This window comes from Pannonibacter sp. I15F10I1 (genome assembly GCF_900185665.1).
Taxonomy (GTDB): Bacteria; Pseudomonadota; Alphaproteobacteria; order Rhizobiales; family Stappiaceae; genus Pannonibacter; species Pannonibacter indicus.
Genome location: NZ_FYAN01000007.1, coordinates 154,953 through 181,042, shown reverse-complemented (window position 1 = coordinate 181,042; position 26,090 = coordinate 154,953). Strand labels below are relative to the sequence as shown.

At 59.7% G+C, this 26,090-nt stretch carries 24 protein-coding genes; 13 read left to right on the top strand and 11 right to left on the bottom strand.

The features are described from left to right. Nucleotides 1-2 precede the first annotated feature (2 nt). On the top strand, nucleotides 3-1,205 hold the full coding sequence (locus IF10I1_RS05380) for an HlyD family secretion protein (RefSeq protein ID WP_208977371.1): 1,203 nt from the start codon (nucleotides 3-5) through the stop codon (nucleotides 1,203-1,205). A 209-nt stretch (nucleotides 1,206-1,414) separates the two neighbouring features. Here IF10I1_RS05380 and IF10I1_RS05375 read toward each other — a convergent pair whose 3' ends face one another. The 6 genes from IF10I1_RS05375 to IF10I1_RS05350 form a co-directional block, all read right to left on the bottom strand. Then, entirely contained in the window at nucleotides 1,415-2,050 is a 636-nt protein-coding gene (locus IF10I1_RS05375; protein WP_186393863.1) for a TetR/AcrR family transcriptional regulator, read from the bottom strand. A 174-nt stretch (nucleotides 2,051-2,224) separates the two neighbouring features. Then, entirely contained in the window at nucleotides 2,225-3,169 is a 945-nt protein-coding gene (locus IF10I1_RS05370) for a MaoC family dehydratase N-terminal domain-containing protein (RefSeq protein WP_186415363.1), read from the bottom strand. Further along, the gene (locus tag IF10I1_RS05365) at nucleotides 3,147-4,790 is read right to left on the bottom strand and encodes an AMP-binding protein (protein WP_186393865.1); all 1,644 of its coding nucleotides are present in this window, start codon (nucleotides 4,788-4,790) and stop codon (nucleotides 3,147-3,149) included. The genes IF10I1_RS05370 and IF10I1_RS05365 overlap by 23 nt, the downstream gene beginning before the upstream one ends. Nucleotides 4,791-4,812: 22 nt before the next feature. After that, nucleotides 4,813-6,078: an acyl-CoA dehydrogenase family protein gene (locus IF10I1_RS05360; protein WP_244293693.1), complete on the bottom strand. Its 1,266-nt coding sequence runs from the start codon at nucleotides 6,076-6,078 to the stop codon at nucleotides 4,813-4,815. After that, nucleotides 6,032-6,421, bottom strand: coding sequence for a Zn-ribbon domain-containing OB-fold protein (locus IF10I1_RS05355; RefSeq protein WP_186393866.1), 390 nt, complete (start codon nucleotides 6,419-6,421; stop codon nucleotides 6,032-6,034). The genes IF10I1_RS05360 and IF10I1_RS05355 overlap by 47 nt, the downstream gene beginning before the upstream one ends. Before the next feature lie 23 nt (nucleotides 6,422-6,444). After that, on the bottom strand, nucleotides 6,445-7,620 hold the full coding sequence (locus IF10I1_RS05350) for a thiolase family protein (protein ID WP_186393867.1): 1,176 nt from the start codon (nucleotides 7,618-7,620) through the stop codon (nucleotides 6,445-6,447). A gap of 472 nt (nucleotides 7,621-8,092) precedes the next feature. Between IF10I1_RS05350 and IF10I1_RS05345 the strand changes: the two genes are divergently transcribed. Together IF10I1_RS05345 and IF10I1_RS05340 are read left to right on the top strand one after the other, a co-directional pair. Next, on the top strand, nucleotides 8,093-8,878 hold the full coding sequence (locus IF10I1_RS05345) for an SDR family NAD(P)-dependent oxidoreductase (RefSeq protein ID WP_186393868.1): 786 nt from the start codon (nucleotides 8,093-8,095) through the stop codon (nucleotides 8,876-8,878). Between the two features lie 86 nt (nucleotides 8,879-8,964). After that, nucleotides 8,965-9,459: a MaoC/PaaZ C-terminal domain-containing protein gene (locus IF10I1_RS05340; RefSeq protein WP_186393869.1), complete on the top strand. Its 495-nt coding sequence runs from the start codon at nucleotides 8,965-8,967 to the stop codon at nucleotides 9,457-9,459. A gap of 917 nt (nucleotides 9,460-10,376) precedes the next feature. Here the strand turns inward: IF10I1_RS05340 and IF10I1_RS05335 are convergent. From IF10I1_RS05335 to IF10I1_RS05325, 3 genes are all read right to left on the bottom strand, one after another. After that, nucleotides 10,377-10,853 (bottom strand): Lrp/AsnC family transcriptional regulator, encoded by a 477-nt coding sequence (locus IF10I1_RS05335; RefSeq protein WP_186393870.1) that lies wholly within the window; start codon nucleotides 10,851-10,853, stop codon nucleotides 10,377-10,379. Between the two features lie 74 nt (nucleotides 10,854-10,927). Then, the gene (locus IF10I1_RS05330; RefSeq protein ID WP_186393871.1) at nucleotides 10,928-12,253 is read right to left on the bottom strand and encodes an FAD-binding oxidoreductase; all 1,326 of its coding nucleotides are present in this window, start codon (nucleotides 12,251-12,253) and stop codon (nucleotides 10,928-10,930) included. Nucleotides 12,254-12,370: 117 nt separating this feature from the next. Beyond that, the gene (locus IF10I1_RS05325) at nucleotides 12,371-13,060 is read right to left on the bottom strand and encodes a haloacid dehalogenase type II (protein ID WP_050471180.1); all 690 of its coding nucleotides are present in this window, start codon (nucleotides 13,058-13,060) and stop codon (nucleotides 12,371-12,373) included. A 415-nt stretch (nucleotides 13,061-13,475) separates the two neighbouring features. Here IF10I1_RS05325 and IF10I1_RS05320 point away from each other — a divergent pair, with 415 nt between their 5' ends. From IF10I1_RS05320 to IF10I1_RS05310, 3 genes are all read left to right on the top strand, one after another. Then, nucleotides 13,476-14,540 (top strand): phosphotransferase, encoded by a 1,065-nt coding sequence (locus IF10I1_RS05320; RefSeq protein WP_186393872.1) that lies wholly within the window; start codon nucleotides 13,476-13,478, stop codon nucleotides 14,538-14,540. Between the two features lie 8 nt (nucleotides 14,541-14,548). Next, entirely contained in the window at nucleotides 14,549-15,919 is a 1,371-nt protein-coding gene (locus IF10I1_RS05315; RefSeq protein ID WP_186424387.1) for an aspartate aminotransferase family protein, read from the top strand. A gap of 92 nt (nucleotides 15,920-16,011) precedes the next feature. Next, nucleotides 16,012-16,692 (top strand): GntR family transcriptional regulator, encoded by a 681-nt coding sequence (locus IF10I1_RS05310; protein ID WP_123193907.1) that lies wholly within the window; start codon nucleotides 16,012-16,014, stop codon nucleotides 16,690-16,692. Nucleotides 16,693-16,823: 131 nt separating this feature from the next. Here IF10I1_RS05310 and IF10I1_RS05305 read toward each other — a convergent pair whose 3' ends face one another. Further along, nucleotides 16,824-17,654, bottom strand: a complete 831-nt coding sequence (locus IF10I1_RS05305) for a GNAT family N-acetyltransferase (RefSeq protein ID WP_244293689.1) — start codon at nucleotides 17,652-17,654, stop codon at nucleotides 16,824-16,826. A gap of 164 nt (nucleotides 17,655-17,818) precedes the next feature. On the opposite strand from IF10I1_RS05305, the gene IF10I1_RS23070 reads away from it, so the two are divergent. From IF10I1_RS23070 to IF10I1_RS05280, 6 genes are all read left to right on the top strand, one after another. Next, nucleotides 17,819-17,953, top strand: a complete 135-nt coding sequence (locus tag IF10I1_RS23070) for a hypothetical protein (RefSeq protein ID WP_256387914.1) — start codon at nucleotides 17,819-17,821, stop codon at nucleotides 17,951-17,953. A 407-nt stretch (nucleotides 17,954-18,360) separates the two neighbouring features. Continuing rightward, nucleotides 18,361-20,019 carry an ABC transporter ATP-binding protein gene (locus IF10I1_RS05300; protein WP_186393874.1) on the top strand — a complete coding sequence of 553 codons (1,659 nt, stop codon included), beginning with the start codon at nucleotides 18,361-18,363 and terminating at the stop codon, nucleotides 20,017-20,019. A gap of 41 nt (nucleotides 20,020-20,060) precedes the next feature. Next, the gene (locus IF10I1_RS05295) at nucleotides 20,061-21,722 is read left to right on the top strand and encodes a peptide ABC transporter substrate-binding protein (RefSeq protein ID WP_186393875.1); all 1,662 of its coding nucleotides are present in this window, start codon (nucleotides 20,061-20,063) and stop codon (nucleotides 21,720-21,722) included. Nucleotides 21,723-21,791: 69 nt separating this feature from the next. After that, nucleotides 21,792-22,742: an ABC transporter permease gene (locus IF10I1_RS05290; protein WP_058900318.1), complete on the top strand. Its 951-nt coding sequence runs from the start codon at nucleotides 21,792-21,794 to the stop codon at nucleotides 22,740-22,742. 21 nt (nucleotides 22,743-22,763) lie between these two features. Beyond that, a complete protein-coding gene (locus tag IF10I1_RS05285) occupies nucleotides 22,764-23,645 on the top strand; it encodes an ABC transporter permease (protein WP_050471172.1) in 882 nt (293 codons plus the stop codon). A 362-nt stretch (nucleotides 23,646-24,007) separates the two neighbouring features. Further along, nucleotides 24,008-24,553 (top strand): peroxiredoxin, encoded by a 546-nt coding sequence (locus tag IF10I1_RS05280; RefSeq protein ID WP_050471171.1) that lies wholly within the window; start codon nucleotides 24,008-24,010, stop codon nucleotides 24,551-24,553. A 118-nt stretch (nucleotides 24,554-24,671) separates the two neighbouring features. Here IF10I1_RS05280 and IF10I1_RS05275 read toward each other — a convergent pair whose 3' ends face one another. Continuing rightward, complete coding sequence (locus tag IF10I1_RS05275) at nucleotides 24,672-25,466, bottom strand: alpha/beta fold hydrolase (protein WP_186393876.1); 795 nt, start codon at nucleotides 25,464-25,466, stop codon at nucleotides 24,672-24,674. A gap of 141 nt (nucleotides 25,467-25,607) precedes the next feature. Between IF10I1_RS05275 and IF10I1_RS05270 the strand changes: the two genes are divergently transcribed. Further along, a complete protein-coding gene (locus IF10I1_RS05270) occupies nucleotides 25,608-26,075 on the top strand; it encodes a MarR family winged helix-turn-helix transcriptional regulator (RefSeq protein WP_050471169.1) in 468 nt (155 codons plus the stop codon). The last annotated feature ends 15 nt before the right edge of the window (nucleotides 26,076-26,090 follow it).

Sequence of the window (26,090 nt, the reverse complement as noted above, 5' to 3'; positions counted from 1 at the left end):
ATATGCTGTCTCAAGCACAAAATCAAAACCACGCGAACATGCGAGATCCCGGCACACACAATATCGCCGATCTTTCGAATGGAGCCGCAAACGAGGCTTCAACTGCCCTCGAGAGAAACCGTGATGACCAGCGCGGCATTGCTCCACCCAAAAAGATCCATGCCAAACGATCAACCTTAATCATCATGCTTTTGGTGTTCCTGGCTGGGGGCGGTGTGATTTTGTGGGCCTGGAACCTCTTCCCGTTCAAGACGGCAACCGTGACGACAGACAATAGCTACGTAAAGGGTCAGGTTACTGTGCTTGCATCGCAAGTTAGTGGATATATCACCAGTACAGAAGTGCGTGATTATCAGCACGTCAAAGCTGGTGACGTTCTCTACCGGATCGATGACAGGATCTTCATCCAGCAGCTTCATCAGGCTGAAGCGCAACTGGCAGGGGCAAAGGCCAAAAGAAAAAATCTCGAGCAGACCATCGCGCAGAAGCGGGCGGCGATCCTTTCTGCAGAAGCCGGAGTGGCTCAGGCGCAGGCAGAAAATGAACGCGCGGCCAATGATCTGAATCGCATACGCTCTTTGCATGACAGGAACGTCTCCAGTCAGCGCGAGCTCGATCAGGCCAGAAGCAACGCCAGTGTTGCCGAAGCCAATCTGAAACGGTCTGAGGCAGAGCTTGAAAATGCGCATCAGGCGCTTTTATCGGCGGAGATTTCCACCGCCCAATTCGACGCGGATGTGGATGCTGCAAAAGCCAGCGTCGAACTCGCACGGATAAATCTTTCCAACACCACAATCCGCGCACCAAGGGACGGCCAGATTAGCGAGGCATCCGCTCGAACGGGTCAGTATGTTTCTGTCGGTTCTCAGATGACCTATCTTGTACCGGACAAGGTGTGGGTGGTTGCAAATTTCAAGGAAACCCAAACAGCGAATATGCAGGTCGGTGACCCGGCGCATTTTACGGTCGATGGGGCAAATGGTATTCGCCTGACAGGCCATGTCGAGGAGATTTCACCGGCAACGGGTTCCGAATTCAGCGTTCTGCGCGCAGATAACGCAAGCGGAAACTTCACGAAAGTCGTCCAGCGCTTGCCTGTCAGGATCTCGATCGATGACAACCAGCCTGCATTGGGCCACCTGCGCCCCGGCATGTCTGTCGTCACGTCGGTTGAGCCGGCCGGAACGCCGCCTGAGCGGCGGTAGAAGAATGCGCCGCTCGCCCAAGTTCATGCGATGATCACAGCGCCCGTGGCAGTCACCTTCGGGATGGTTTCTGGCTGCCTCGTGCGCGCCTGTTCATTGACCAAATTAAGAAGCGGCGCAAAGCGCTGTTCTGCGCAAAAGCCGCGAGCGCTTAAGCACTGCCTCCCCCTTCAAAGCATAACACCGGCCTGTTGCAGAAACGGAAGCCATTATTTTTTTGAGGCAAACAGGGATCTCAACAACATTCCGGCGATAACGCCCTCAAATCCCGGCCCAAAAAACGCGACGTCTTGCAAGCTCGTATGAGTCGTGTACTTATTCATCAGAATGACGGCCGAAATAAATTCCGCTACTCGGATCTCCTTTTCCTCAGCCGGAAGGTGCCCCAGAGACTGGCGTATAAGACGCTTCCCTAATCTTTCCAGAAAAATACTGAACTCCAGGGCGAATGCCGGGTCGGCCAGTGTTGCCTCGCTGAGAACGTAATTGACGAGTTTCAGGTCCTCGTTTCCGCTCATGACGAGGAAGCCTCTGACCCACTCTTCTACCGTTTGAGGAGTCGCAGCGTTGAGAGATATGAGCCGATCAAATTCGGCGACAAAGCCAGGAGAGTGCCTCCGCCCGATCTCGATGGCCACGTCGATTTTATCTTTGAAGTGCAGGTAGAAGGTTGTTCGGTTCACATGCGCGTGCTTGACAATTTTATCAATTGTCGTGCTTCGAAAACCCAACTGCTGAAACAGCACAAACGCAGCATCAATGATCCGCTGCCGTGTCAGCTCTTTTTGCGCTTCACGTATGGATGTCGTCGGGGCAGAAACCAAAATGGGGTTGTCTGAGGGCAAAAGCTCTACTCATAGCGTTCCGGACAGGGTTTGTTAGATAGGCTATCCTGGGAGCACGGGCAATACTGAAGAGGCTGTCACGCCGCTCCGCGCTGCGGATACCCGGCCAGATAGACGCCGAATTCCTCCAAACGAGCGCCCGGCCCTCCGAACGGCCTGAGCTAGCCTTCATCTTTACGCCTCCGGTTTCAACGCCGACAAAGGTTTGTCATCGGCTGCTGCGCCCACAGAAAAGCCAGCCGTGGCTCTGAGGTGTTCTCCTCGCCCAGTTATCGCCCTAATTTCGAGATCCAGTTCAGCACTTTTGCGTCCGGAGAACGAAAGCATATCTCCAGGAACGCAGGGTGTGCCGAGTCTCATGGCGATACGGGCAAGTTTCCTGCCGGGCGGCGCAGTCTCCGTTGCATAGCGATAAACGAGCCCCAGGCTGGTGGCGCTGTTCATGATGATGTCAGGCAGTCCCTGCGACTGTGCGACATCCCGATCATGATGGACCAACTCGAAATCGTTGAACGCCAGAGCGCCGGAGATCACACTTGTCGCGCTGACCGGAACGTCGAGTGGAGCGATCTCGACCCCACCAGGTGCAGCCGCGGTTGTAGCGGGCTTCGCGCCCGCGCTGCCAGACCTGGACGCAACAGATGCGCCGGGCTTGAAGAACAGGCAACGGATGCGGAGTTGTCCCAAAAGGCCGCTCTTCTCGCTTAGAAACTCGTGCAGTTCGGTGGCGAAATAGCCTGCGCCGAGAGGGGTCTGCTTCTCCTCCGAGATGTCCTCAAGCCGGATGCAGGTTGCGAGCGTTTCGCCGATCCGGGCAGGATGAAACTGTTCGAGTTCGTAGTTCGTGGCGACAATGGCCGGATATCCCGCCGATGTCATTTCGCAGCGCAGACGCTGGTTTACCGACATCGGATTGCGTGTCGTTTCCCAAACGGTCCAGAAATGCAGCATCGCCATCGGCGCGTCGACCTGCAGAGGGTCGAGGTAGCACCGGTAGTCCAGGCCGATCGCCGAACACCAACGCCGGATTGCCCAGCGATTAACCGGCAATTCGGCCTTTATCTCGAAGGGCGCGATTTCGCTCTTCAGGCGCGCCTCAATCTGCGTTCTGTTTGACATTCGGCCTGATCCTCTTGATCTGGATGCCGGAGAGTTTGCGATCCCAGGTATTTGGTGTCACACCCTGCTCTCTCAGCTTGAACTTCTGAGCGCGGCCACTGCCGGTTCGTTCGATGAATTCGCGGAACTCGATGTAACGCGGGACGGCGAAAGCCGGCACACGGTCGATCGACCAGCGGCAGATCTCCTCTTCAGTGATCTTGGCGCCCTCCTTCAGGACGATCGTGGCCTTGACCTCGTCCTCAGCGCTGGCGGCCTTGACTGCGTGAACCACCACTTCCGCGATGGCTTCATGTTCCATGAAGACGTTCTCGAGCTCAAAACTGGAGATGTTCTCCCCGCCGTAGCGCAAGCAGTCTTTGCTGCGGTCGATAAAGTAAAAATATCCATCTTCGTCGAACTTGCCGATATCGCCTGTGTGGAACCACATCTGGTCGAGGGCTTCCAGCGTAGCCTCGGCGCGCCCCCAGTAGCCCTTGAACATGACGTCTGGCTTAAGCGGCCGCACCCACACTTCCCCGGCCACACCGGTAGGGCACTCGTCACCGTTGTCGTCGAAGATGCGCACATCGACATCCGGGGCGCATTTGCCGGACGATCCGTCTGGCCCAGGCCGGTCTACCGGAATGCAGGTGATGGGAAAGCACTCGGATGATCCATAGGCAGGCGAAGCAACCAGTTTGATCCCGTAGCGGCTGCGCCATGTTTCCACCAACGCTTCCGGAAGCGGCGTTCCAAAGAGCACTTTCACCTGCCCCCGGCACCGCTTCTCGGCTTCGGTCTCCGGCATTTGCGGGATGATTGTGAGCATCACGCTCAACATCTGGATATGCGTGGCCTTGCTGCGTTCGATTTCCTCCCAGAAACCGTTCGGTGTAAAGCGGGGGTATATCGACATTGTCCCGGCGGCGCTGAGTGTGCCGATGAGGCCCGCAACGCCGGCAGCGATGTGGAAGAGTGGTGCAGGTGTCCAAAGAATGTCGTCCGGCCCCTGAAGAGCCATCCATGCATTCGTTTTGCCACCATTGGCCACCGAGTTGTGCGGAAGGACGCACCCCTTGGAGGGCCCCGTCGTTCCGGATGTGTAGATGATCAGAGAAATGTCCCTTGGCGTGACCTCGACGCCAAGGGGCGAGGAATCCTCCAGCTTGAGGGAGCCGATGGTGTGAAGCCGAAGCGAGGTCGAGCCCGGCTCCTGCCGCTTGGGAGTCACAAGCGAATGAACCTCCGATAGCGCATGTTCGATAGCGAAGATGTTGTCGCAGTAGTGATTTTCGGCGACAATGATGGCCCCCGCCGCATCATGGACCTGATGGCGCAAAAACTCGCCTTTCAGCTGGGTATTCATCGGCACGAAGATCGCGCCGAGTTTGTTGACCGCGAACCAGGTCAGAACGAAGTTGATGGTGTTATCGAGGATCGCGATAACCCGGTCGCCCTTGTTGACCCCTAACTCACGCAGTCCGTGTGCAAGCCGGTTGGACTCCTCTTCGACATTGGCATAGGTGAATTTGTCGCCGGCAAAGTCCAAAAAGACCTTGTCCGGTGACGTTTTCAGGGCTTCTGCCAGCAAATTCAGCAGTGTCTTTTGCCCGTCATGCCTCCACATGACTCCTCCCATGGCTTTCTCCTCCCTTCAAGCATCAGTAAGAGCGGGGCAGTCCGAGCATGGTCTGCGCAACATAATTGAGGATCATTTCAGGTGAGACCGGCCCATTCTTGGTCATGCGGACCATCGGCCAGTAAGGCATCAGTTTGTATTCCAGAGCGACGGCATTGCCGCCATGCGTGCCGATCGCTGCGTCCATGCAGTGCAGTGCAGCCTCGCCGGCGGCGAATTTCGCCATGTTCGAGCAGTCTCCGGCCTGCAGTCCATGGTCATGCATGAGCGCGGCCTTCCGCGCCATGAGCGCCGCAAGCTCAAGTTCAATCTTTGCCCGTGCAAGGGGATGCGCGACCCCCTGGTGAGTTCCGATAGGCTTGCCCCAGACAGAGCGGTCACGGGCATAGCTGGCGGCCTTGTCGAGTGCATAGCGCGCAATGCCCATGATGTTGGTCGCGGCGACGATGCGTTCAGGGTTCAGCCCGGTAAACACCGTGTGAAGCCCCTTGTGCAGACCGCCGATCAGGCGGTCCTCGGGCACTTCGAGATTGTCGAAGAACACCTGAAAGGACTGCTCGGGAATATGCATGAAGGACGGAATGACCGTCTTTTTGATACCGGGCGAATCTGCGTCGGCAAGGAACAGGGAGAGCAATCCGCGGCCGGTTTTCTCATCCGTGCCGGTGCGCGCGACGATCAGAACCTTGTCAGCGAGATTGAGCCCGGTCGTCCAGTATTTCTGTCCGTTGATGATCCACTTGCCGCCCTTTTGTACGGCCGTCGTCTTGATGTTGTGCGTGTTGGATCCCGCGTCAGGCTCTGTGATCGCAAAGGAAAAGAGCTGCCTCCCGCTTGCAAGGCCGGGAACCCAGGCCTTCTTCTGCTCCTCCGTGCCATGGCGGGCGATGATCGGGGCGCCGATACCCGACGAGAAGACAAGCCCGGCGATCGGACAGCCCTGACGCGCAGTTTCTTCCATCACCATGGAAAGTTCAAAGATGCCGAGGCCGCCGCCGCCATATTCCTCGGGCAGGTGGATGCCAAGGAACCCGGCGGTGCCCAGTTCCCGCAACAGTTCGTTCATCGGCTCCTTGGCCTTGACCTTTTCCGCCCAGTATTCAGGGCCGTATTTGGAAGCAATCGCGGAGACGGACTCGCGGATCGCACGTTCCTCTGCACTCGGTTCCAGAGGCAGGGAGGAGATGCCGTCGGCGGTCATCGAGGCTTGAATGTTCATGGGGGATGTCTCCTCTTCAGTTTCAAACTTTGGCCGGAAGCGGCCGAAATTGCGGGATACGCGCTCCATCTGCACGTTCCTCGAAACACACCTTCACGGGGTCACCGATCCGAAGCGCCTCGACGTCGCAATCGACGATGTTGGTCATCAGTTGCGGGCCCTCAACCAGGCGCACGATGGCGAGCACGTAGGGAAGTTCGCCGGCATAGCCCTCAAAGGGCTGCATGTAGACTGCCGAACAAGACAGGATTTCGCCCTCTCCTCTGGCAGTCACCCAGACGATCTTGTCCGAACGGCAGGCCGGGCAGGCGTTTCTCGGGGGCAAGAACATCTCTCCACAGGCCTCGCATTTTGGCAGGCGCAGCGTGTTCTCACGGGCAGCCTCCCAATAGGGACGGCTAGCGTCGGTCATCGGGGGAACCGGTCCTCGCAACATCAGACGCTCCTCCCCAAGATCAAGGTCGAATGCTCTGCCATCATGCCTCCGTAGCTGTGGACGAGCGCACGTTCCGCTTTGGCCTGCCGCCCACCGGCACGGCCCATGACCTGAAGCGCACCCTCGACAATCATCGACATCCCCGACGCATCGCCGCCATGGCCATATCCGATGAGGCCGCCATAGGTATTCACGGCAAAATCGCCACCCGGTGCGGTGCGGCCAGAGTGGAAAAGCTCGGCCGCCTTTCCTCTGGCTGCGAACCCGAGATCTTCCAGGAACATGAGCGGATTGATCGAAAACGCATCGTAGATCTGGGCATGGTCGATGTCCGATGGTGCGAGGTCTGCCTGGCGAAAGGCGTCAGCGCCCGCGCGGGCTGCACCGCAATCGACGAGGTTCGGGTTGCGGCTGACATAGCCGTGACCATGGAACTCGCCCATGCCCAGGACATAAGCCGGCTGCGCCGATATCCGGCGCGCGACCTCGCCGCTTGCGACCAGCACGGCCCCTCCGCCCTCACAGGGAATTGAGCAATCGAGATAGTGGAAGGGCGAAGCAATCATGCGCGATGCCAAGACATCGGAGATGGCAATTTCCGGCTTTGAATAGGTCAGCGCGACCGGGTTCAACTTCGCCCACTTGCGGCTCGAGACAGAAACTGCGGCCATGTCTTCCGGCGTGACGCCGAACTCATGCATATAACGCGAGGCATATTGCGCGTAGAGCCCGGGAATGACGGCACCATAAGGGAACTCGAACTCGAGGTCGCAGACCGACTTGATCAGGGTTTCGGCCACAGCGGGGCTCATCTTGGCAAACTTGCCCGCACCGACGCACAGCACGGCCTCGGCCTTTCCTGCCGCAACAGCGAGCGCCGCATATTGAACCATGTATCCGTAGGTGGCTCCGCCGGCGGACATCGTCACGCCCAGGCGCGGGGTCAGCGCCAGTTCCTCCGCAAGCATCTCATGCGTGAATATCTTCGGCGAGGGCGTCGCCATGTCGAGCGGCGCGGCCAGTATGCCGTCGATATCGCCCGGTTTCAGGTTCCAGTCGGCCAACAGTTGTTCGGTCACTCGAAGGTAAAGCTGCGCATTGCTCAATTCCGGATAGCGACCGGGTTTAATCTCGGCAGCAGCAGCGATGGCTGGTGTATTCGTCATGATGACCATGTCAGGCGTCCTCATGACGGGTTGCGCATGCATGCCAATCGGTCAGTACGGCATCCGTGGATGCGAAGCGGGAGGACAGACTTCGGCGAAGCGTTCCTTGCGCGTACGCCTCCGTGAGCGGGTTCTTGAGCAGGTTCAAGGGGCTGCGTTTCGGATTGCCCTGTATCACCCCGGTGCCATGCCCCTTCAGGGGCATGCAGCAAGCCAGCGCATCAGCAATGAGAGTTGCCTCTTCAACCCTGAGGCCTGCAGTCAATCCGTATCTTGCGGCACCTGACATTCCATGGGCTGCATCATCAGCCCGTCCAGACTCCGTTGACATCATGACTCCTCCCAGGTCACCCACCAAAAGATCGACACAAGACTATATATACAACAATAGTCCATTAACACAACATGTGTTGTGTAAATTATTCCAAGGTGGTAAACCTCACCCAGCTGATGAGTCCGAATTTGATCCCGGAGAGGAAAAATGAGTAATTCCAAGCCCCGCGCAGTATCCTTTGATGAAGCATCCGCCTTCGTGCTTGGTGGAACGTCCGGGATTGGCTTGGCCGTTGCCCGGTCTCTTCAGGACAAAGGCGTGCGTCAGATTATGCTGGCGGCCAGAAGCTCCGAACGCGGCAAGGCGGCCATAGAGGCATTGCGCGGCCCCGCTGAGATCCAGTTTTTCTCTTGCGATGCCATGGATGCCACTTCGGTCTCGAACGGCGTTGCCGCAGCAGAGGCAGCATTTGGCGCCGTGGACATAGCTGTTTCGGCGACGACGGCGGAGTCAATGCTGGCCCTGGTCGGTAATATGGGTATGCGTGACATCGAGCTAGGGCTGACCGGGATCGCGCTTCCTCCGATGCATCTCGCCAAGGCTGTACTGGCGGGCATGAAGTCGCGTGGCGGTGGAGTGATTATAAGCATCGCATCCGACGCAGCAAAGGTCCCCACCCCGGGCGAAGCCGTCATCGGCGCCGCCATGGCGGCGATCACAATGTTCTCCCGGACGCTTGCTATGGAAGCCAAGCGCGATGGAATCCGCGTCAATGTCGTCACACCCTCGCTGGTTACCGGAACGGGTTCCGAACAGAGAATTCTGGCATCACCCTTTGCCGCGAGAGTTTTCGCAAAGGCGGCCGAGAAAGCCGCTTTGGGGCTACCTGATGCTGCGGAGATTGCAGAACTGGTGACCTATCTCGCCTCCCCGGCCACCGCGCGTTTGACCGGCCAGGTCGTGTCGCTCAACGGGGGGATCTCCGCCGCCTAGCAAGGCGCCGCACAGGGACGCAAGGTGTCAGCGACTGCAGGCTGGGCCGCAGCCCCGTTTGCAGGCCCTCACGAACGGGAGGATTTATGAACAGCAATTCCAAGCCCGATTCCCGGCAATACCCGGACTTGACCTTCTCCAGCTTGAAGGTTGGGGACACATTTGTCCTGGGAGAGCACACAATGGCCCGTGAGGAGGTCATTGCATTTGCGCAGAGATTTGATCCCCAGCCATTCCATCTGGAAGACGAGGCCGCCGCTGAGCATGCCCTCTTTGACAGGCTGGCTGCGAGCGGCTGGCACACCGCTGCCGCGATGAACCTCCTGGTGGGGCCGTTTTACGAACGGACATCCATCAAGGGGCTCGCAGGGGGCGGCGTCGAAAAGCTGGTGTGGGCAAGACCAGTCTATGCTGACGACATTCTTCATATGGATATGGAGATCGCAGAGATCCGGCCCTCAAGATCCAAGCCGCATCTGGGGTTCATCGCAATGCGCATTCAAGCGCACAATCAAGACGGCGAACTTGTGTCCCACATGACAATCACGGGCGCATTTGAAACCGGTGTTCAGCCTGCCTAGATGTGAACGCATCAAGCCTTGAAATTGCTCACTCCACGCCGGTTGCCATCAGAGCCTTCTTTGGGGGCCTGAAGGGAGCCGGCTAGATCTACATGCCGCCGGCCATTGATTGCCATTCCCACTGTGCCTGTATGAGGTTCTATCCCTCCAAGCTGCCGGGCACAGCCACCCATCTTCTCTGTAACAGCGTCATCCCCACCTTCGAAGCCCATCACGCAGGATCGAGACGGTGCCTTCCGGCAATGGCGGGGAGCCCCGCAGCCGACTGGACCAACATCCTTGCGAACTTTTCTTGCAATTCGGGGAAATCTAGCACCGCACCACCAAAATCAGGCGGCCGTAATTCAACGGCACCGCCGAGCGCTTCCGCCACACCGTGCTCGACGAATGCTCGCCATCTGCAAAACAAGACGCCCTCATCACAACCGCAACATGGACGGCAAGGCGCTCCAAGCTTTCACCGGCGGACAGAGAAAAGCCCCCTCATTTTCGATGCCAAACCCAAAGGAAAGACGCTGACAAAGACACCAGAACAGGCATCAATCACCTCAGAAACCCATACCACCTGAAGCCGCTTCAAAGCACGGCACTGACTGGTAAACACCATCTCTGTATACACAACGCTGTCAGGCCATCATGAAGCAATGACAAAAACCGGAGTAGCCGCATTGGGTGTCTTGATCGTCATGGCGCCGCAGTACGCCGATTTCCGCAGAAATTCCAGAATGGCGCCGTCATGGCAGACTTGCCGCGTCATTTGGCCGCGAACTCCCCCACCCCACTGCCGCATAAGGTTGCGGCAGTGCAGCATTTGGGGTAGCGGTTTTTGCGGATGGCCCCTCCCGGCTGTCCAGGCACCCAAACTCAGGGGCGGCAAGCCCCCTTCCCGGCACACCTCCCGTCGCGGCCGACCGCCTTCAGACGTTGAGAATGTTCTCAACGCGCATCTGTGTTTTCACGATCGGGGACTTCAGAATCACGAAGCTGAAATACTTGTGGATGCCTATATCAAGTTCAATCAGCCGGTCGATGATTGCCTGATACTCACTGACGCCGACCGTAACAAATTTCACCAGGTAGTCATATCCGCCCGAGACCAGGTGGCACTCAACAACCGCTTCAATTTTTTCGACAGCTTCCAGAAAGTGCGCGAGAGAGTTGGGGCTGTGATTTCGTAGCGTTATTTCCGCAAAAACCGTCAGGGTCTGCCCGAGTTTCGCCATGTCGATCTGGGCGCTATACCCGGTGATGAAGCCTTCCGCCTGGAGCTTCTTGACCCGCATCAGGCAGGGGCTGGGCGACAAATTGACCAACTCGGCCAGCTCGACATTGGTGATTCGCGCGTTCTTCTGCAGCTCGGCCAAAATCCTGATGTCGGTCCTGTCGAGTTTCATGGCGGTTCCCATTCCAAGAACTGCAGAGCGGCCCTTTGCCGTGGATATCAACTCGCCGCTTGCCGGCCGGAACTCTAGAACTCGGCAACCTTCCCCCAGGCAGCTGTCTGCAACCGCTCGGGACGGAAGTGGGCCGGGTCCACGATTGGCGGCATCCCAGTGATAATGTCTGCGATCAGATGCCCTGCACCTGGCCCGATGCCAAAACCATGGCCACTGAACCCAGCCGCCAGGATGAAGCCCGGAAGCCCTTCGATCTCGCCAATCACGGGAATGCCATCCGGCGTGCTGTCGATATAGCCTGCCCAGGAATTGGCGATGGAGAGGTCCCGGATCTCCGGAAGGAGCTTGCAGGCGCGCTCATAGGTGAGCCGAACCTGTGCCATGTCGGGCCTTGGGTCGAGAATCCGGTTGCGCTCCATTGGCGTAACGTCATCGAGCGACCACTTTCTCAAGGTTTCATGGCCCTGACGCCATCCCTCCAGTCCGCCAAGGGAGAGGCTGCGCCAGCGGCGTGCAAACATGGGCAGGAAATCCCGCGCGAAGCGGAGCTGCTGAGGTGTCGGGTCCAGGCGCGCCCGGCCAGCGATCGCCAAGGTATAGCCACCATTGGCGCGCCGTGTGATGGCAACGTCCGGCCCGGCAAGGGCGGCAGGCAGTTCCGGTGCTCCGGGGGAAACGGCCAGGATTGTTGAACGCACGGTGGCCTGGGGGAACTTGAATCCCAGCTGATTGCAGAAGGAAGACGCCCAAGCGCCACCTGCCATGACAACCGTCTTCGTGGCGATTGTGCCCTTTTCGGTGACCACCCCACTGACCCGGCCTGCACTCAGCTCAATGCCCCGGGCAGCGCAGAACTGATGCACAGAGCCGCCTGCAGCCATGATACCGCGCGCGACCACGGGCACCGCCCGCGAGGGATCAGCGGTTCCGTCGGTTGGCGAGAATACGCCACCCTTCCACTGCCGTCCGGTCGCCTTTCCTCTCTCATTGGCCTCTTCGGCGCCAAGCATAAATGTGGTCACCCCGGCTGTACGCGCGAAATCCCGCCACGCCTCCCAAGTGGCCAGCTGGCTCTCGTCCTGAGAAAGGTAAAGCAGGCCGCAACGCCGGAAATTGGTGTCTTCCCCGGTCTCCCTTGCAACATTTTCCCAAAGTTGCAGGCTCTTCGTGGCCATCGTCAGTTCGCGGGCGTCGCGGTTCTGCTGGCGGCACCAGCCCCAGTTCCGGCTCGATTGCTCAGCAGCAACGCGCCCCTTTTCGAGCAAGGCAACCCGCACACCCCGGCGCGCCAGATAGTAAGCGGTGAATACACCCACCACGCCACCACCTATGACGACTGCATCCGCCTCGCGAGGCAGATCTGCACTGGACTCAATATGTAGCAGGGGTGCAGGCATGAAGAACTCCTGAGACACGCAGTCATTTCAGCGTGCCATTGCCGGAAGTGTACCTCGGGAACCGGGCGGATGGACCCGCCGGTCCCTTACCAGATGGAAAAAGCGTTCGAGCAGGCCTCAGGCCTGCTGCGGCGCGGGCTCAAGACCCAAGGCGGCCGGCAGTTCGCCGACACCCTTGATCTCGGTGTATTCGTAGAACGGGTTGGCAGGCTCATGGCCGCGGTTGACCCACACCTTGTTCTTGATCCCCAGATCATAGGCCGGCATCAGGTCATAGCGGAACGAAGATGAGACATGCGTGATCTCCTCGGGGCCAACACCGAGCTTGTCGAGCATGTATTCAAAGCCCTTCATGAGCGGCTTGTAGGCGCCAACCTCTTCAGCTGTGATGACCATGTGAACGGGTGCGCCAAGCTTTTCCACATTCGACATGATCACATCATTCATCGCGTTGGACAGGATCACCAGCGGGATATCCTTGGCAACCCGGGCAAGACCCGCAGGAACATCCGGGTGCGGCCCCCAAGACGGCACCTCGTCATAGATGCGCTGCGCGTCTTCGGCGTCAAACCGGATACCGATCCGCTTGCAGCTGCGCTCGACGGAATTGTGCACCACATCGGCGAGAGGTTTCCATGCCCCGAGCACCTCGTCCAGCCGATAGCCTCTGAATGCCTCGACGAAGCTTGCCATGGCTTCCGGCGAGAGGCGTTCGCCATACACGCGCCGGGCAGCCCCGGCCATATCGTAGTTGGTGAGCGTGCCATAGCAGTCAAAGGTGACGTATTTCGACCGAAGTTTGGCCATGGTGGGTATCCCTTCAAGATTTCACGGCACGGCGCCCCCTGAGGGCAGCCATGACAGACGGAACACTCCAGCTCGCCTGACTCAGCTCAGCCTGCAGGTCTAAAAAAGCACAGCGTCGCGATCATTGCAACATATTGTACAACAATTTTATGATTGAGTCGAACGACACACGCCATCTGGAGGGCAGCGAACTCATGCTCGGAGTTTACAAAATATATATAAAAAACAGTTATTTAAATGAAATCACATACATCAAAAGAATGCGCCACCCCACTCATCCTTACCTTTCTGACGTGTCGCACTCTTGCATATAGATCACTCCGAATGATATTATTGTTGTACAATTTATGGATATGGGGTACGCAAGTTCCATGCTGCTGGCCAGCCTTGGGACACCCCTTAAATCGAGTGGAAAATGGGTCACAATCCTTCGCCCCGACCTGCCCGCGCCTCCGAGTTGTCGGAAGCCTGCTGCCCGGTGGACGCCGCTGAAGCCGAAGACATCGCTGTTCGGCTCTATGACCTGCCGGGCGCAGCCACGCGCTTCGACACCGAAAAGGACGATACGTTCCTGATCGACGGTCAGGAGCGGGGGCGGTTCGTGCTCAAGATCGCCCATCCCTCTGAACAGCTGGAGGAACTCGACTTTCAGGTCGCGCTTTTGCGTCATCTTGAGGCGCAGGCAGCTGACCTGCCGGTCCCCCGTGCCCATCGTGACCTGAATGGCTCTGATCTGCCCATCATCACCACCCGCGCCGGCGAGCGGCGCGCCGTGCGGCTCATCACTTTTCTGCCCGGGACACCGCTCGACCGGACGACCTCCACCACCCCGCAGCGGGAGCAGATCGGTGAAGTGCTGGCAAAGCTGCGCCACGCCATGGCCGGCTTTTCCCATCCGGCCGACGGCCGGACGCTGGCCTGGGATGTCACCCACTTGCTCGATCTCGCCGACCTGACGTGCTTCATTCCCGAAGGACCCAAACGGGACTGGGTCACCCGTGCGCTGGAGCGGTTTGCGGAAATCAGGCCGCAGCTTGACCTGTGCCGGCGGCAGGTGCTGCACAACGACTTCAATACGTCGAACCTCGTCGTTGATCACGCCAGTCCGCAGTTCCTGACCGGCGTCATCGATTTCGGCGATGCGGTCCGCACGGCCATCGCCGTCGATGTCTCGACAGCGCTGATGAACCAGATGCCGAAGAACATCGATACTGCGGGCCGGTGCGATCTGTTCGACGAACCGCGCGACGTTTTGCGTGGCTATCTGCGCCATGCCGACCTGACCGCTGAGGAACTTCGCCTCATCCCCTTCCTGGCGATGGGGCGGCTCGCGGTCCGGGCCCTTCTGACCTGCTGGCGCGCTGAAATTTTCCCCCAGAACAGCCACTACATCCTGCGTCATACTGAGGCTGGATGGGCTCACCTCGCGTGGTTTCACGCACTCTCGACCGCGCAGATTTCCCAACTCCTGACCCGATAGGAACCGAAATGTCCAAGCAGACCGCTCCCCTGCCCAAAGGCTTCCGTGGCGACATGGCGAATGGCTTCAACCCTCAGGATGCAGCCCATCTCGAAAGTGAAGACCTGGCGCATGTCGCAAGGCGGCAACGGCTGCTCGGACCCGCATACCGGCTGTTTTACAAGTCGCCGGTGCAGATCTCGCGGGCGAAGGGCGTGTTTCTCTATGACCGCGACGGCAACGAATATCTGGACGCCTACAACAACGTGGTCTCGCTCGGCCATTCCCATCCCCGCGTCGTCGCGGCGATCAGCAAGCAGATGGAAACTCTCTGCACCCATACACGCTACATGCAGGAGCCCTTGCTGGACTTTGCCGAAGCTCTGATCGGCACCTTCGGCGGTGAACTCGGCCGGAACGGCTGCGCGATGTTCACCTGCACCGGGTCGGAAGCCAACGACCTTGCTCTTCGCATCGCGCGTTTCCACACCGGTAAGACCGGCGTCATCGTCACCTCCGAGGCCTATCACGGCAACAGCGGTGCTGTGGCGGCGATCTCACCGTCACTGGGCAAGAAATCGGCGCTCGATCCCTATCTGCGTACCGTCGCGGCACCGGATTCCTATCGCCTGCCCGCCGCCGAAATCGGCCGGAGGATGGCCGAAGATGTCGCGCGCCAGATCGCCGACCTGCAGCGCCACGGCGGCGGTCTGGCTGCCTTCATCGCGGATTCCGTCTTTTCCTCCGATGGCCTCTACACCGAACCCACCGATGTTCTGGCACCGGTTGCCGAAGTGGTCCGCAAGGCGGGAGGGCTGTTCATCGCCGACGAGGTGCAATCCGGCTTCGGGCGTACCGGCACCCACCTGTGGGGGCACGCGCGTCACAGGGTGGATCCGGACATCGTCACCATGGGCAAGCCAATGGGTAACGGCTATCCGGTTGCGGGCCTTGTGCTGCGGCCGGAACTCGTCAGCGAATTCGGTGCCAGCATGCGTTACTTCAACACCTTTGGCGGCAATTCCGTCGCCATTGCTGCAGCACAGGCCGTTCTCGATACAATCCATGAAGAGGGGTTGATGCAGAATGCGGTGAAGGTGGGCGGACAGATCCTCGATGGCCTGCGCGACTTGCAGGCGAAGTATGAGTTTGTCGGCGATGTGCGCGGCGCCGGACTCTATTTCGCCGTGGAACTGGTCAAGGACCGCGAGAGCAAGACGCCGGACATGGACCGCGCGCTCGCTGCCGTTAATGCCTTGCGCGAGCAGCGCATCCTGATTTCCGCAACGGGGGCGGATGCGCATATCCTGAAGATCCGGCCGCCCCTGGTCTTCACTCCGGATCATGCGGCTCGTCTGCTTGAAGGGGTCGATACCGCGCTGCGCGCCGTCCACGTCTAGTTCGGGTCGGATGTGCCGGCGGACACACCTTCATGCTTGCCCTGCGCCACCACCTGTGGCGTAGCTGCACCTAGCACGACCAAAGCCGAGCGATGCAGCTGAACATCATGACACAAACAGACGATCTTGGGACGGAAGCAGAACCTGCTTCCGTCAGCGCTGTGGACCTCCTCACGCAGACGCTACGACAGCGCATTTTGTCGGGCGATTTCCAGCCCGGCGAATTCCTCCGCGACATCAAGATGTGCGAAGAGCATAAAACCTCGCGGCACACCTTCCGCACAGCAGCACAGGTTTTGGTTACCCAAGGCCTGTTGCGTCAGATCCCCAACCGCGGCTTCATGCTCCCCGAGTTCGGGCCCGATGACATCGTCGACATCACACGCGTGCGGGGTGCCATCGAGGGCGAAGCCATCCGCCTGATCGTGCTGACCGGGATCATCCCGCCGGCCGCGCTCGAGGCCGTCGCGGTGATGCAGGCTTCGACCCTTACTGCCGATAAAACTGCGCTGGTCACAGCAGACCGGGACTTTCACCGTGCCATCATCGCCGCGAGCGGCAGCCCCCGCCTGAAGCGGACTTACGCTGGTCTCGAAGGCGAAATCGAGTTGCTGCTCGTGCAGCGGCAGGGCTTTTATGGCACCGCAGCGGAAATGGCTGAAGAGCACGAAAGGCTTATCATCAGCCTGAAAAGCCGCCATTACGATACTGCGCGCGACGCGTTTCAGGAACACTGGGAAGATCTGCAGATCAAGTTGCTTGACCAGCGTTAAAGTATTTTTGCATGGCAGCGTCTGCTTTCAGTTCGTTTCGCCTTTTCCACGCGAGCGGCTCAAAAACCAGAAATGCCGCAAGGTTGAGTGTCCAGGGACAGCGGACTGGACGGCATGATCAGCTCCTGAGATCAGCCAAGAGCTTGAGAAATGAGGGCGTAAGACTGCAGGCTGGTTGCCGGGCGGGTGCGGGGTGAATGCACCATTGCCGTTCCGGTCCCAGTGACGGACAGGCCAAGCGCCTCGGCATAGGCAGAAAGCCCCTGGTCCTCGGGCAGGTCCATCCGCAGGAAGCGGCCGGACAGATGCGTGGCGGAAGCAGCGATGAGCGCCCGCGCTGCGGCTTTATCATCTGCCACCACGGGGCCCAGCACATGACCGAGCCCAAATGGGCGCAACAAGGCAAAGCCGCCGTTCGTGGTCAGGGTTTCGCCCATTCCTGCAATACGCGACAGAAGCCCTGCACGGTCCATCCCGCTGGCGTCACGGTCCATCTTCTGAAGAATAGCGATATCAGCCGGGCCGGCGCGGACCGGGCGCTCCGGGCGCTCCGCACGGGCCAGGCCCTGAAGCTGCAGGATCCGTCCAGAGGGCACAAAGCCCTGTTTGCGGTAAAGCGGCAAGCCCGCCTCCGTGGCCACAAGCCGCATCTCGCGGTCCCCGGCAAGGGCCATGATCGCTTTCATCACCCGCCCCCCAAGCCCGCACCCGCGCATGGCGGCATCGACGATGATCATGTTGAGTGTCGCCACAGGGCCGTGAAAGGAACACAGCCCCGTTGCGACCACCTGCCCATACGCGACGGCGGCAACGCCTTGAGAAACGGTCAGTCCAAGCTGCCAGTCCTCGATACGGTGCGGCCACCCTGCAGCCTGCGACAGGGCCAGCGCGCCGGGTAAGTGCTCTGCGCAAAAGGGGACGATCTCGACCTTTGTCAGAGCAGATGTATCAACCATCGTCATTGCAGGTTTCCCTGTTCCGTTTCCTGAAGATTATCCCGCCTGCTGCAGAATTTTTGGCCCGTTCCCATGCTCTTGCGGCTGTTTGGGCCAGTGCTTGCGAAGGTGGCCGCAGAAAATGCCGTTCGCCGCGGATGCCCTCCGCCTGCCGCCGGACCGGCGCGCAAATGACGCGCAATTCACTCGGGTGTCTGCTTCTCGGGCTTGCGGGCATGGGAAACACCGGCCCGGACCCGGATCACCGCCACGATACGGGTGGCCCGGAGACGCCCGGCTTCAATGCCATGAAGGACCACGCATAAGCTTGGTATCCGCAACAAGATGCGGATTATCACCGGCAATGAGCCCGTTTCCTCTGTCACGCCGGCACATCGTTCCGGTCTGGCGTTCTGGGGCTCTGGAGGGGATGAGCATCAATGGCCGCAGGCACTGTTTGCCCCCCTTGAAGGGACAGGCGGGCTGGCCGCATCGTACCCCATTCTCCCTGCCCTAGAGAAAGCACAGAAGAATATGCCTGACAGCCGCGAAAGTTCGGTGGTTCGTGCTGCTGCCTCAACCATAAACGACTGCTTTTTGAGCCTGAAAAGACCAATCATGAAGAAGAGATGACGGATGCTCGGGAGCTTTAGATCTGGTCCGGACCGCGCCTTTCGAGGGCGGCAGGAATTCCAAGGAAAAGCGGGACGGCAACGGTAGCGAAGGGGACGCGATGAGCCAGGGACTTGAAAGTACCTTCAAGAAGGACATCGCGCTTTCGGTTCGTGGCCTGACTGTGAGTCTGCCCGAGGGAATGGAGCGGGCACACGCAATCGACGGCGTGTCCTTCGACTTGCCACGTGGTCAGATCCTTTGCGTGATCGGCGAAAGCGGTTCGGGCAAGTCCATGACGGCCAATACCGTCATGGGACTTCTGCCCAAAGCCATGAGGGTCACTGCCGGGTCTGTCCGTCTGGAAGATCGCGAAATCATCGGAATGGGCGCCGAAGAGCTGCGCAGTCTGCGCGGGCGCGTGGTCTCCATGATCTTCCAGGATCCGCTGTCGGCGCTGAATCCGCTGATGACCGTGGGCGCCCAGATCGACGAAGCAATGGCAGCCCATGGCGTCGGCACAGTGGTGTCGCGCCGGGAACGCTCGCTGGAACTGCTGACCGAGGTCGGCCTGCCCGAGCCTGAGCTGATGTATCACCAGTATCCGTTCCGCCTGTCGGGCGGCCAGCGTCAGAGGGTGATGATCGCCATGGCGCTGGCGCTGGAGCCGTCGATCCTGATAGCGGACGAGCCAACGACGGCGCTGGATGTGACGACGCAGGCGCAGATCCTGAAGCTTATCCGGGACATCCAGCGCCGCAAGGGCATGAGTGTGATGTTCATCACCCATGATTTCGGCGTCGTCGCAGAGATCGCCGACTCCGTGGTGGTCATGGAAAAAGGCCATTTGGTCGAGTCGGGGCTGGCCGCGAAGGTCCTGAAGAGCCCCGATCATCCCTATACCCAACGCCTGATCGCCGCCGTGCCGCATCTGCGCAGCGAAGATCGGGTGCCGGTTGTGACGGCAAGCGCCGAGCCGGTGCTGAAGGTCCGTGGTCTGGTCCGGACCTATCGCAGCGGCAGCAAACTGTTTCGCACCGAGCGGGTGGTACCTGCCGTGCGTGAAGTGTCGTTTGACGTCAGTCCCGGCCGCACTCTGGGCGTCGTCGGCGAAAGCGGGTCGGGAAAATCCTCTCTCGGACGCCTGCTCATCAAGCTGATGCCGGCCGACAGTGGGTCAATCCTTTTCGAGGGGCGCGACATTGCCCGGCTTTCCGAAAGGGACTTCAGCGGTATGCGGCCGAAGATCCAGATGATCTTTCAGGACCCCTTTGCCTCGCTTAACCCCCGCATGACGATCGGCACCATTCTGACCGTCGGACCTGTCGCACATGGAGTACCCGCAGCGCAGGCGCGTGAAGCCGCAAAAGACCTTCTGACCAAGGTTGGGCTCGAGCCCCGCGCGATGGAGCGCTATCCGCACGAGTTCTCGGGCGGACAGCGCCAGCGGATCGGCATTGCCCGTGCCTTGATGTTCAAGCCGAAGCTGCTTGTTGCCGATGAAGCGGTCTCCGCACTGGATGTCTCGATCCAGGCACAGATCCTGGAACTGCTGGACCGTATCCAGCGCGAGACCGGGGTCGCGATGATCTTCATCACCCATGACCTGCGCGTGGCCAGCCAGATCTGCGATGAGATCGCCGTGATGCAGAAGGGCCGGATCGTCGAGATGGGGCCGCCCTCACAGATCTTCTTCAACCCGCAAGCTGACTACACGCGCGAGCTGGTCTCGGCCATTCCGGGAGAAGGCATTGACCCCGGAGTTTCAGCGGCTTGCTGAATTCGGTGATCATCAACCAGAGACAAACAGAGGAGAACAAGATGACCAGTAAGATCACCAGACCTGCCGGATATTCCCGCCGTGCCGCACTGCAAATTCTGGCGGCAGGCGGCGCGATTGGGGCCTTTGCACCGCACCTCTTCGGCAAACCCGCCTTCGCCCAGCCCGCGACACCAAGTGGCCGAATTGTCGTCGGTCTGTCGCAGGAACCGACCGTGTTCAACCCGCTGATGCCGCATATCGAAGTCGACGACAGCGTCATCTACTCGGTTTTCGATGCGCTGTTCCGGATCACGGCTGAAGGTCAGATCGTGCCGAACCTCGCGGTCGAAGTGCCCACTCAGGCCAACGGCGGCATTTCAGCAGATGGCCTGTCCTGGCGCATCCGTCTGCGCGACGATGTGCGCTGGCATGATGGCACGCCTTTTACCGCCAATGACGTGAAGTTCACGCTGGAACTGATCGTCAACCCCAACTTCAAGGCCTGGAGGACGACCGGCCATAATTTGGTCCGCGACATTACCGTTGTTTCTCCGACCGAAATCACTTGGCGCATGGAAGAGCCCTTCGCGCCTTACCTCTCATTCCTGACCGAAACCTTCATCGTTCCTGAGCACCTGCTGAAGGATGAGAGCAACGTCAACGAGGCAGCCTTCAACCAGGCGCCTGTCGGCACCGGCGCCTTCAAGTGGGCGCAGCGTCAGGCTGGCGATCACGTCGAGCTGGTTGCCAACCCGAACTACCACGATGACGGCCCCTATATCGAGAAGCTCATCTTCAAATACATCCCGGACCAGACTGTGCTCTACACCCAGTTCCGCAGCGGAGACATCGACCTGGTCGGAAATGCCTTCATAACTCCCGACAACTATCATGAGGCGAGCACCCTGCCGAACCGCACCGTGACCCTGGTGCCGCGCAGTTCCGTCGAGTCGATCTATCTGAACCAGGGTCTGCCGCAGTTCAAGGAGAAGGCTGTGCGCGAGGCGCTGTACTTCGCCATCGACCGGCAGTCGATCATCGACATTCTGTACTACGGTGTCGCACGTCAGATTGAGACATTCATGCCGCCGCAGTCTTTCTACTATCATGAAAATCTGCCGAAGCATGAGTACAATCCCGCCCGGGCCGCGGAGATGCTGGACGCAGCGGGTTGGGTACGCGGAGCGGATGGAATCCGGACCAAGGACGGGGTCAGGCTGTCGTTCAAGAACTCAACAACGACGGGTGCGCATCTTCGCGAACAGGCCCAGCAGTTCATCCAGCAGTCTTTCGCCGAGATCGGCGTCGAGATGACGATCGAGAATATGCCCCCGGCAGTCATGTGGGGTGATTTCTGGAGACTGTCACAATTCGAAAGCGCGATGGTTGCCATCACCTATCTGGTCGGCGCTGACCCTGATGTGACCACCCGCTTCCATACCAATGCCATTGCGGCTCAAGGTGGGCGCGGATCGAACAACGCCCAGTATTCCAACCCGGAAGTGGACAAGCTGCTGGAAGAGGGCGCCAAGACCTTCGATCCCGAAGCGCGGCGTGCAATCTACCTGAAGGTACAAGAAATCATTCGTGACGATTTGCCTTTCCTGCCGTTGTTCATCAACACCGCAGTGTACGGTTGGAAGTCAAACGTTCAGGGTTTCGAGGCAAACAGCAACACCCGCACGGAATCTTCAAACGCGGCTTCCTGGTACTTGGACTGACGTCACAGATGCCGCCGCCCGTCCTTCGTGGCGGGCGGCGAACTTATCCGCACGCCACCGGAGGGAAACATGGCTGCATTCCTGTTAGGCCGACTGATGCAGAGCCTGGTGCTGCTGGTGATCGTTTCGATCATTGGCTTTACCGTCCTGAATATGATCCCCGGCGGCCCTCTGGCGCAATACGCCCTGGATCCCGGCATGACGCAGGAAGACATGGCGCGGATCAAGGAACAGCTGGGGCTGAACAGGCCAGTCTGGACCCAATACATCGATTGGGCCGGGCGCCTGTTACTGGGAGACTGGGGAACGTCGTTTCGCGATGGCAGTCCGGTTTTGTCGGTGATTTCCCGGCATGTGCCTGCCACTCTCCTTCTGATGGGGTCATCGACCGTGATTGCAGTGGCCGTGGGCACATGGGTTGGTATCCGCGGTGCTACGCATCGCTATTCGGCCTTTGATTACATGGCGACTGTCGGTGCGATGATCGCGCTGTCGATCCCGACCTTCTGGTTCGGGCTCATCGGCATCTATGTATTCTCGCTGAAGCTCGGCTGGTTGCCTGCGGGCAACATGTACACGATCGGCGACGGATCGGTGCTGAATTACCTGCACCATCTCATCATGCCGTCGGTCGTTCTGGCACTGGTCCACATTGCGATCTGGAGCCGTTTCATGCGCACGGCCACGCTGGACGCTATCAGCCAAGAGTTCGTCAAGACTGCCCGGGCCAAAGGGGTCAGCGAACGCCGGGTGATCATGAAGCATGTCGTGGGCAATGCGCTTTTGCCGATGATCACGCTTGCGGGGGTTCAACTGCCTTCGTTGCTGACGGGCGCACTGGTGACCGAAACCGTCTTCACCTGGCCGGGCATGGGACGTCTGTTCCTCGATAGCCTGGGCTATAGCGATTATCCGGTGGTGATGGGCCTGCTCATGTTCTCGGCGGTGCTGACCATCGCCGCCAACCTTGTCGCCGATATCGTGGTCGCACTCGTCGATCCGCGCATCCGTCTTACCTGAACCGCGCTCAAGGAGGCTCCCATGACCACCGTGCAAATTCTCCCTGCCCCGATGCCCCGCTGGTGGCAAAGCCTCGTCGTGCGGCGGTTCCTTACGCACCGGCTGGCCCTCCTGGGGCTGCTGATGATCAGCATTGTCATATTGCTGTGCGCCTTCGGACCCTACTTTCTTCCCTATGACATGCTGCAGGTCGACCTGCGGGCACGCTTCGCACCGCCACTTACCGGCCAGCACTATCTGGGGACGGACCCTCTGGGCCGTGACATTGCAGCACGTTTGCTGATGGCGGGCAGGATTTCGCTGCTCGTCGGCTTTTTCGCCATGCTTCTGGCGACGATCCTCGGGACGTTGATCGGTGTTGTCGCAGGATACAGCGGGCGCACGGTGAACGCTGTCATGATGCGGCTTGTTGACGGGTTCCTGTCTTTTCCCACGATCTTTCTTCTGCTGGCTCTGGCAGTCGCACTGAAACCCAGCCCGATCATGATCACGGTGATCATCGCACTTACCGGCTGGATGGAAGTGGCCCGCATCGTCGAAGCCGAAGTGCGGTCACTGAAAGAGCGGGAATATGTTCTTGCCGGCCGCATGCTGGGCTTGTCGCACAGCCATATCATGTTCCGCGAGATTCTGCCCAATTGCGTGGGGCCAATCATCGTCGCGGCCACCCTGACAGTGGCCCGCGCTATCCTGTTGGAAGCCTATATCAGCTTCCTGGGCTTCGGCATCCAGCCGCCTCTGCCAAGCTGGGGCAACATGTTGAACGGGGCGCAACAATACCTTGGATCAGCCCCGTGGATGGCGATCATTCCGGGCGCCGCGATTACCATCGCCGTGTCCAGCTTCAACTTCATCGGTGACGGTCTGCGTGATGCGCTTGACGTCCGCAACGACAGCTTCTGAGGAGATCTTGACGTCCGCATTCCAGCCTGCCCGGATCGCGCGTCATTGGTGTTGGAAGACAGCCTCACCAGCGCCTTTATCCGGCCAGCCGTTGTGCCAGTACAGACCGGTGCGGCGGTGCTGGGCGCATGTGTTGGGGGCGTGTTATGGCGCCGTCATGGCAGCCTTGCCGCGTCATTTGGCAGCTAACTCTCCACCGCACTGCCGCATGGGGTTGCGGCGTTGCAGCATTTGGGGTAGCGGTTTTTGCGGATGGCCCCTCCCGGCTGTCCAGGCACCCAAATTCAGGGGCGGCAAGCCCCCCTTTCCCGGCACACCTCCCGGCGCTGCTGGAAACACTCATGACTTCAAGGAGTTGACCCATGCTCGGCAGAAACGTTCCCGATGTGACCTTCCGCACCCGCGTGCGTGACGAAAGCGTTGGCGGGCCGAACCCGTTCCGCTGGGAAGACAAGACCACGGCCGACTATTTTGCCGGCAAGCGCGTGGTGCTGTTCTCCCTGCCCGGCGCCTTCACGCCGACCTGCTCGACCTATCAGCTGCCGGATTTCGAGAAGCTGTTCGGCGAGTTTCAGGCGCTCGGCGTCGATGCCATCTACTGCATCTCGGTCAATGATGCCTTCGTGATGAACGCCTGGGCCAAGGCTCAGGAGATCAAGAACGTTCAGGTCATCCCGGATGGCTCGGGCGAATTCACCCGCAAGATGGGCATGCTGGTCGCCAAGGACAACGTCGGCTTCGGCATGCGCTCCTGGCGCTATGCCGCCGTTGTCGACAATGGCCGCGTCGAGAAGTGGTTCGAGGAAGAAGGCTTCTCCGACAACTGCGCCACCGACCCCTATGGCGTCTCCTCGCCACAGAACATCCTCGAAGCCCTGAAGGCAGACGCGGCCACCAAGGCCGCCTGATCCGGCTTTCCGGCTGACGAAAACAGCAAACCCCGGCGCGAGAGATTGCGCCGGGGTTTTGTGTCTGGAGTTTTATGCCAGGGGCTTGCAAACGGCCCGCCCGTTCACACAGCGGCCATCACTTGCTTGCGGCTGAGACGGTTCTGGCGGCCTCGTCAATGGTGTCAGAGACAGTCTCCGGCTGCGTCATGAACAGAGCATGGCTCGCCTGCACCCGGGTGATCCTGGCATTGATGCGCCCGGCCATATGGACCAGCATGGCCTGATCAAATGCCTTGTCTTCGGTGGCGATCACCGCCCAGCTGGGCTTCATGCGCCAGGCTGCGTTTTCGAGCTTGGTGCCGAATGCCGACATATTGATCGGAACCTGCGAGTCCCGCATGAAGGCGGCCTCGGCATCCGTCGTGTCATGCGCGAAGCCAGCCTTGAACTTTTCCGGGCTGACATAGCCGAACCCGTCCGCCGTGATGTCCAGCACGAATGCCGATGCAGGGGCGAAGCCCTCATATTGCTGAGCCGTGGTCTCGCCCGCATCCGGGGACAGCGCGGAGACATAGACCAGCCCTGCGACCTTGGGATCAATGCCTGCTTCCGTGATGACGGTGCCGCCCCAGGAGTGCCCGACGAGAATGACCGGGCCGTCCTGCCGCTCAAGCGCACGCCGGGTGGCCGCAACATCGTCCTGAAGAGAGGTCAGCGGGTTCTGGACGATGGTCACGCGGTAACCGCGCTGTGTGAGGTTGTCGTAAACGCCCTTCCAGCCCGAGCCATCCGCGAAAGCGCCATGGACGAGCACGACGTTCTTGACGGACTGATCGTGAGGAATGCTGTCAGCAGCGTTTGCCACCTGTGCGGCAGACATTGCGGCGGCCGCTGCAATCGCGGCGATGGTGGTCCTGATCTGGCGGGTCATGATTATCTCCTTCTTAAGTTGCAATAACATTTATCGCGATATCTCTATTATCGAACCTCACTCGACGCGTCAAGCGGATTGTTATCGCGATATTGGTTTTCGCCGGCGCATGGGTTATATACCGGCTGACAGGAGCCCCGAATGACCGAACGCCCCAATGATCCGCCGCCCTTGCACGACCAGTTGTGCTACGCAATCTACAGTGCCGGCATCGCCATCCAGCGCGCCTACAAGCCCCTGCTCGACGGGCTGGGCCTGACGTATCCGCAGTATCTGGTGCTCAACGTGCTGTGGAGCGAAGATGGCCAGACAGTGGGTGCCATCGCCCGCGCCCTGGCCCTGGAATCCAGCACGCTTACCCCGGTCCTGAAGCGCCTCGAAACATCCGGACTGCTGCGCAGAACCCGGAACCTGAACAACGAACGGCAGGTGCTGATCGCCTTGACGGAAGAGGGCATCGCCTTGAAGCACAAGGCGGGCTGTCTCAGCGACACCCTGCTTGCCGCCTCGGCCCAGACGCCACAGCAACTGGCTGATCTGAACCGCGGCATCCGCCATCTGCGCGATGCAGTCTATGCGCAGCTCGGCGGGTGGGACACGCCCGCCTGACCAGCGGTTACATGC